Source organism: Micromonospora parastrephiae, assembly GCF_016802865.1.
Taxonomy (GTDB): domain Bacteria; phylum Actinomycetota; class Actinomycetes; order Mycobacteriales; family Micromonosporaceae; genus Micromonospora; species Micromonospora parastrephiae.
On the sequence record NZ_JAEVHM010000231.1, the window covers coordinates 1 to 7,366 of the forward strand.

Annotated in this window: 4 protein-coding genes; all 4 read right to left on the bottom strand. The window is 70.7% G+C overall.

Going from position 1 to position 7,366, the window contains the following annotated elements:
• Positions 1–985 precede the first annotated feature (985 nt).
• Positions 986–2,974, bottom strand: coding sequence for an excinuclease ABC subunit UvrC (uvrC, locus tag JNW91_RS27795; protein WP_203178398.1), 1,989 nt, complete (start codon positions 2,972–2,974; stop codon positions 986–988).
• 110 nt (positions 2,975–3,084) lie between these two features.
• Complete coding sequence (locus JNW91_RS27800) at positions 3,085–3,567, bottom strand: Rieske (2Fe-2S) protein (RefSeq protein ID WP_203178400.1); 483 nt, start codon at positions 3,565–3,567, stop codon at positions 3,085–3,087.
• A 188-nt stretch (positions 3,568–3,755) separates the two neighbouring features.
• Complete coding sequence (gene uvrA, locus JNW91_RS27805) at positions 3,756–6,701, bottom strand: excinuclease ABC subunit UvrA (protein WP_203178401.1); 2,946 nt, start codon at positions 6,699–6,701, stop codon at positions 3,756–3,758.
• 197 nt (positions 6,702–6,898) lie between these two features.
• On the bottom strand, positions 6,899–7,366 hold a 468-nt coding region (rsgA, locus tag JNW91_RS27810), incomplete at its 5' end, for a GTPase RsgA (RefSeq protein WP_203178402.1).

The window sequence follows — 7,366 nt, forward strand, 5'->3', positions numbered from 1 at the left end:
GGGCCCGGCGATGGCGCCGCCGGTGAACGCGAGTCCAGCAGCGGTCAGCGCGGTCTTACGGATCAGATCGGTACGCATGATGGCGTGCTCCTCTGCATCGGGGGATACCGCACCACCGCACGGGGGGGATCACCACGGCGGCACGAATGCTCAAAGGGAGAAAGTTCTGCACCCGGCAGCCCTGCGGGGCCGGCATCGGGAGACTGTCCAACGGCCCGCGGCGGCGAATCATTCCACCGCGCCTTCGGCCCGCTCGGTCGTACAGGGGATGTAACCCAGGCGGCCCGACCGGTGTTCCCGGCGACCGCACCCCGCGACCTCGCTTAGTCGCGGCGGCATGCCAGGTATAACGACCCCACCCACCCGCCGATTCCACCCGGCGAGTGACCCCAACCACGGGACAGCACACCCCGAACCGCACACCAATACCCACCCGGACAGACCCCCGGGGACCGAGCGGGGCCTTCGGGTGCCTGGGGGCGGATGGGCGTGCTGTCCGGTCCGGGCGGTGGGGCGGCCTCCCCACCGAACCCCGGACCAGATTCCCGCCGGCCACACAACCCACCCAGCACCCCCAGCACCGGACACGACCCGACCCGACCCCCCAAGATCCCCACAACATCAGGGAAATTGCTGCCTCACCACACGCGGAGGCAGCAACATCCCCGAAGTTGCGCCGATCTTGACCCGGCCCAACCTCCCGCACACCGCCGAGGGCGACACCATCCCTGGACCACCCGGCCAACAAACCGGACAACCAGCGCACACAGGCCCCTCACCGCACGTCGGAGGCCACTACAACAAGGATCGAGCACGATCATGCGAGGAGGAACCGGCTCGCGCCCACCAAGCGCATCCACCTCGGCTTCGCCGCCGCACGGGCACGATCAGGCTCGAACCGGAAAACACGCCACGATCACGCTCGCCCGGAAAGGGGCCGTTCACGAGGCCAGCACGGCAGAGGTCGAGCACGAGAGGACAGCGTTCACGTGCTGGGGGTCGTCTCCGCGCCGTCGTCCGCCCGCTCGCCCTTGTCGAGGGCGGCCAGGATCGCCTCGGCGGTGCGCCGGCCCAGGCCGGGCACCTCGGTGATCTCGTCCACGGTGGCGGCGGACAGCCGCTTGAGTGACCCGAAGTGCCGCAGCAGGGCCTTGCGCCGCACCTCCCCCAGGCCGGGTACGTGGTCGAGTGCCGATTCGGTCATCCGCTTGGAGCGGCGTTGCCGGTGGAAGGTGATGGCGAAGCGGTGCGCCTCGTCGCGTACCCGTTGCAGCAGGTAGAGCCCCTCGGAGGTGCGCGGCAGGATGACCGGGAACTCGTCGTCGGGGAGCCACACCTCCTCCAGTCGCTTGGCCAGCCCACACAGCGCCACGTCGTCGATGCCCAGGTCGGCGAGGGCCTGGGCGGCGGCCGCGACCTGCGGGGCGCCGCCGTCGACGACCACCAGTTGGGGCGGGTACGCGAACTTGCGCGGCCGGCCGGTGGTCGGATCGATCAGGACGCCGACCTGCGGATCGACCGCGTCCGCCGGGGCGGCCGGGTCGTTGGCCGACTCCACGCCCACCTCGCCCGTCTCGGCTCGCGCGTCGAGGTAACGGGCGAAGCGGCGGCGCAGCACCTCGGACATGGCGGAGAGGTCGTCGGTGGCGCCTCGGACGATAAACCGCCGGTACTCGCTCTTACGGGGCAGCCCGTCCTCGAAGACCACCATGCTGGCCACCACGTCGGTGCCCTGGATCTGTGAGATGTCGAAGCACTCGATGCGCAGCGGCGAGGTACGCATGCCCAGCGCCTCGCTGATCTCGTCGAGCGCCTTGCCCCTGGTGGTCAGGTCGCCGGACCGCTTGAGTTTGTGTCGGGCCAGCGCGTCCTTGGCGTTGCGTTCGACCGTCTCCATCAGTGCGCGCTTGTCGCCGCGCTGCGGTACCCGCAGGGACACCCGACTGCCCCGGTGGGTGGCGAGCCATTCGGCCAGCGCGTCGGCGTCCGCGGGGAGTTCCGGCACGAGCAGTTCCCGGGGCACGTCGCCCTCGCCGTGCTCGCCGCCGTACACCTGGGTGCAGAAGTGGTGCACCAGGTCGCCGGTGGTCAGATCCTCGGTCTTCTCCACCACCCAGCCGCGCTGGCCGCGGACCCGGCCGTCGCGGACGTGGAAGACCTGCACGGCCGCTTCGAGCGGGTCGTCGGCGAACGCGACCACGTCGGCGTCGGTGCCGTCGCCCAGCACCACGGTCTGCTTCTCCATGGCCCGGCGCAGCGCGGCCACGTCGTCGCGCAGCCGGGCGGCCCGCTCGAACTCGAGCTGCTCGCTCGCCTCGGTCATCTCACGTTCGAGTTTGCGGACCATGGTGTCGGTGCGCCCCGCCATGAAGTCGCAGAAGCCGTCGACGATGGCGCGGTGTTGGTCGGCGGAGACCGTGCCGACGCACGGCGCCGAGCACTTGCCGATGTAGCCGAGCAGGCAGGGACGGCCGACCTGGCCGGCCCGCTTGAACACCCCGGCGGAGCACGTCCGGGCGGGGAACACCCGCAGCAGCAGGTCGAGGGTCTCCCGGATGGCCCAGGCGTGGGAGTACGGACCGAAGTAGCGCACCCCCTTGCGCTTCGCGCCGCGCATCACCTGTAGCCGGGGGTACTCCTCGTCGAGGGTGACGGCCAGATAGGGGTACGACTTGTCGTCGCGGTAGCGGACGTTGAACCGGGGGTCGTACTGCTTGATCCAGGTGAACTCCTGCTGGAGCGCCTCGACCTCGGTGCCGACGGTGATCCAGTCCACCGACTCGGCGGTGGTGACCATCTGCCGGGTGCGCTCGTGCAGGTTCCAGATGTCGCCGAAGTAGGAGTTGAGCCGGCTGCGCAGGTTCTTCGCCTTGCCGACGTAGATCACCCGGCCGGTGCCGTCGCGGAAGCGGTAGACCCCCGGAGACTCCGGGATGGTGCCGGGTGCGGGACGGTAGGTCGAGGGGTCAGCCACGCCAGCAAGCCTAGTCCGCACCCCCGACAGGCCACCGCGACCGCTTGATCGGCCCGGGTTCCCGGGAGGCGGGTCGACCCGACGGCGGCATCCTGCCGGGGGCGCGGCGGTCAGGCGAGGGAGATCTGGTCGCCGGTGACCTTGATGTCCTTGGGCGGCAGTGGCTTGGTGGCCGGGCCGACCTTCACCGAACCGTCCTCGATCGAGAACTTGCTGCCGTGGCAGGTGCAGTTGATCGTCCCGCCGTCGACGTTCGTCACGGGGCAGTTCTGGTGCGTACAGATGGGGCTGAAGCCCTTGAACTGACCGGCGGTGGGCTGGGTGATCACCACGCCCTCGGCGGCGAGGACCTTGCCACCGCCGACCGGAATGTCGCCCGTCGTGGCCAGCGACTGGGCGTTCTGCCGATCGCCGCCGCCGGCGTCCCCGGTGCTGGGCACCGCCGGGCCACCGCTGGTCGGGGCGGCGCCGTCATTGCCGTCGTCGCTGCCGCAGGCGGCCAGGACGACGGCCGCGCCGACCGCCCCGACGCCGGTGAGCAGGGCCCGACGGGTCTGCGTACCCGGACCGGTCAGCGCCTGATCGTCACTCATGCCTCGCCTCTCTCTAGCCCGCTGCGCCGGTCCGAAAGCCGGTCACACTTCTTCACACGGGCAACTGTGCCGGATAGTTCACCGCGGCATCCGTTCGACCCGGTAACTGGGACGGGCGGGCCCGGACCGCCTCGCCCGCGCCGTGGTGGCGCGCGCGAGCCCGGTCGGACCCGCCCCGAGGGTCGAGGTCAGCGCGCGGCGGCCGGCACCTTGCGGCTGGCCCGCGCCTTGGTGACGCCGTTGGCCTTGGCGGCCCGGGTGGTGGCCGCGGCCGCGCCCTTGGCCTCGCCGTCGAGCTTGAGCACCTGACGCAGGAACTGGCCGGTGTGGCTCTCGACCACCTCGGCCACCTCCTCCGGAGTGCCGGTGGCGAGCACCGTGCCGCCCCGGTGGCCGCCCTCCGGACCCATGTCGATCAGCCAGTCGGCCGTCTTGATCACATCGAGGTTGTGCTCGATGGTGATCACCGTGTTGCCCTTGTCGACCAGACCCTCGAGCACCATCAGCAGCTTGCGGATGTCCTCGAAGTGCAGACCGGTGGTCGGCTCGTCGAGCACGTACACCGTCCGCCCGGTGGAGCGCTTCTGCAGCTCGGAGGCGAGCTTGACGCGCTGCGCCTCACCACCGGACAGCGTCGGCGCGGGCTGACCGAGGCGTACGTAGCCCAGGCCGACGTCCACCAGGGTCTTGAGGTGCCGGTGGATGGCCGGGATGGCGGAGAAGAACTCGGCGGCCTCCTCGATCGGCATCTCCAGCACGTCCGAGACGGTCTTGCCCTTGTAGTGCACCTCCAGGGTCTCCCGGTTGTACCGGGCGCCCTTGCAGACCTCGCAGGGGACGTACACGTCGGGCAGGAAGTTCATCTCGATCTTGATGGTGCCGTCGCCGGAGCACGCCTCGCAGCGGCCACCCTTGACGTTGAACGAGAACCGGCCCGGACCGTACCCGCGTACCTTCGCCTCGGTGGTCTCGGCGAAGAGCTTGCGGACGTGGTCCCAGACGCCGGTGTAGGTGGCCGGGTTGGAGCGGGGCGTCCGGCCGATCGGCGACTGGTCCACGCCGACGACCTTGTCCACGTGCTCCAGGCCGGAGACCCGGGTGTGCCGGCCGGGCACCAGCCGGGCGCCGTTGATCTGGTTGGCCAGGACCGCGTACAGGATGTCGTTGACCAGCGTCGACTTGCCCGAGCCGCTGACGCCGGTGACGGCGATCAGCTGCCCCAGCGGGAACCCGACGGTCAGGTTGCGCAGGTTGTGCTCCCGCGCCCCGTGCACCACCAGCTCGCGGGCCGCGTCCTGCGGGCGGCGCGACGTCGGCGTCGGGATCGACCGCTTCCCGGACAGGTACGCCCCGGTGATCGACTCCTTGTTCTTCAGCAGCGCCGGCACCGAGCCGCTGTGCACGATCTTGCCGCCGTGCTCACCCGCGCCTGGCCCGATGTCGACGATCCAGTCGGCGGTGCGGATGGTGTCCTCGTCGTGCTCGACCACGATCAGCGTGTTGCCCAGCCCGCGCAGGCGGATCAGGGTCTCGATCAGCCGGTGGTTGTCACGCTGGTGCAGCCCGATCGACGGTTCGTCGAGCACGTAGAGCACGCCCACCAGGCCGGAGCCGATCTGGGTGGCCAGCCGGATGCGCTGCGCCTCGCCGCCGGACAGGGTCCCGGCCGGGCGGTCCAGGGACAGGTAGTCGAGGCCGACGTCGAGCAGGAACCGCAGCCGGGCGTTGATCTCCTTGAGGACCCGCTCGGCGATCATCTTCTGCCGATCGGTCAGCTCGATGCCGGCGAGCAGGTCGGCGCACTCCCCCACGGACAGGTTGCAGACCTCGGCGATGCTCTTGCCGGCCAGCGTGACGGCGAGCACCTCCGGCTTGAGCCGTGCGCCACCGCAGGCCGCGCACGGCACGTCGCGCATGTAGCCCTCGTACTTGTCGCGGGACCACTCGGACTCGGTGTCGGAGTGCCGGCGCTCGATCCACTGCACCACACCCTCGAAGCCGGTGTAGTAGGAGCGCTCGCGGCCGTACTTGTTGCGGTAGCGCACGTGCACCTGGTCGTCGGAGCCGTGCAGGATCGTCTTCTGCGCCCGCGCCGGCAGCGCACGCCACGGGGTGTCGACGTCGAAGTGCTGGGCCTCGCCGAGCGCCTCCAGCAGGCGCAGGAAGTATTCCAGGTTGTGCCCGGTCGACCAGGGCTGGATGGCGCCCTCGCGCAGGGTGCGCTCCGGGTCGGGGACCAGCAGCTCCGGGTCGACCTCCTTCTTGGTGCCCAGGCCGGTGCACTCCGGGCAGGCGCCGTACGGGGCGTTGAAGGAGAAGACCCGCGGCTCGAGATCCTCGATGGCCAGCGGGTGGTCGTTGGGGCAGGCCAGGTGCTCGGAGTAGCGGCGCTCCCGGTCCGGGTCGTCCTCGGGCAGGTCGACGAAGTCGAGCAGCACCAGGCCGCTGGACAGGCCCAGGGCAGCCTCGACCGAGTCGGTCAGCCGCTGCTTGGCGCTCGGCTTGACGGTGAGCCGGTCGATCACCACCTCGATGGTGTGCTTCTCCTGCTTCTTGAGCTTCGGCGGCTCGGTCAGCGGGTGCACCACACCGTCGACCCGGGCGCGGGCGTAGCCCTTGGCCTGGAGTTCGGCGAAGAGGTCGACGTACTCGCCCTTGCGGCCACGGATGACCGGGGCCAGCACCATGAACTTGGTGCCCTCGGCCATCGCGAGGACCCGGTCGACGATCTGCTGCGGGCTCTGCCGGGAGATCCGCTCGCCGCAGACCGGGCAGTGCGGCTCGCCGATGCGGGCGTAGAGCAGACGCAGGTAGTCGTAGACCTCGGTGATGGTGCCGACGGTCGAGCGCGGGTTGCGCGAGGTGGACTTCTGGTCGATCGAGACCGCCGGGCTCAGGCCCTCGATGAAGTCGACGTCGGGCTTGTCCATCTGGCCGAGGAACTGCCGGGCGTACGAGGAGAGCGACTCGACGTAGCGCCGCTGCCCCTCGGCGAAGATCGTGTCGAAGGCCAGGCTCGACTTGCCCGACCCGGACAGCCCGGTGAACACGATGAGTGCGTCCCGGGGCAGGTCGAGACTGACGTCACGCAGATTGTGCTCGCGCGCGCCACGGATGATCAGTCGGTCGGCCACGGTGCGTGTACTCCCGGGAGAAGACGAAGCGGAGGATCTGTCCCGCTCTGGAGTGATTCTGAGCGGTCGTGCGGGCGCGGAAAACACGCCTCGGCAACTCTAGCCCCGAGGTACGACAGTTTCCCCCGCCCGCACATTCCCCCAGCTCAGCACGGTCCGCCGTACTGCCCGGAAGCGTCGTTCCGCATTGCCCCGGGTCAGTAGCCGCCCGGCGCCGGGGGCCGGGCCGCCCGACGTCGGGCCGAGCGCCACCCGCCGCGCCGTTCGGCGGCCAGCCGCGCCTCCCGACGCCGGCTCTCGTGCGCCACCTCACCCTGAAGCCGCCGCCAGCTCTCCCACCGACGGGTGGAGAGCTCGCCGGTGTTCAGCGCCTCGCGGACGGCGCACGCGGGCTCGCCGTCGTGCCCGCAGTCGGCGTACCGGCAGCCCTCGGACAACCCGGCGATGTCGGCGAACGCCCGGTCCAGCCCGATCACGCCGTCCAACAGGCCGACCGCCCGCACACCGGGCGTGTCGATCACCGCCCCGCCGCCGGGGATCGGTACGAGCGCCCGCCAGGTGGTGGTGTGCCGACCCTTGCCGTCGACCCGCCGGATCGCCTGTGTCGGCATCATCACCGCGCCCGCGAGGGCGTTGACCAGGCTCGACTTGCCCGCGCCGGACGG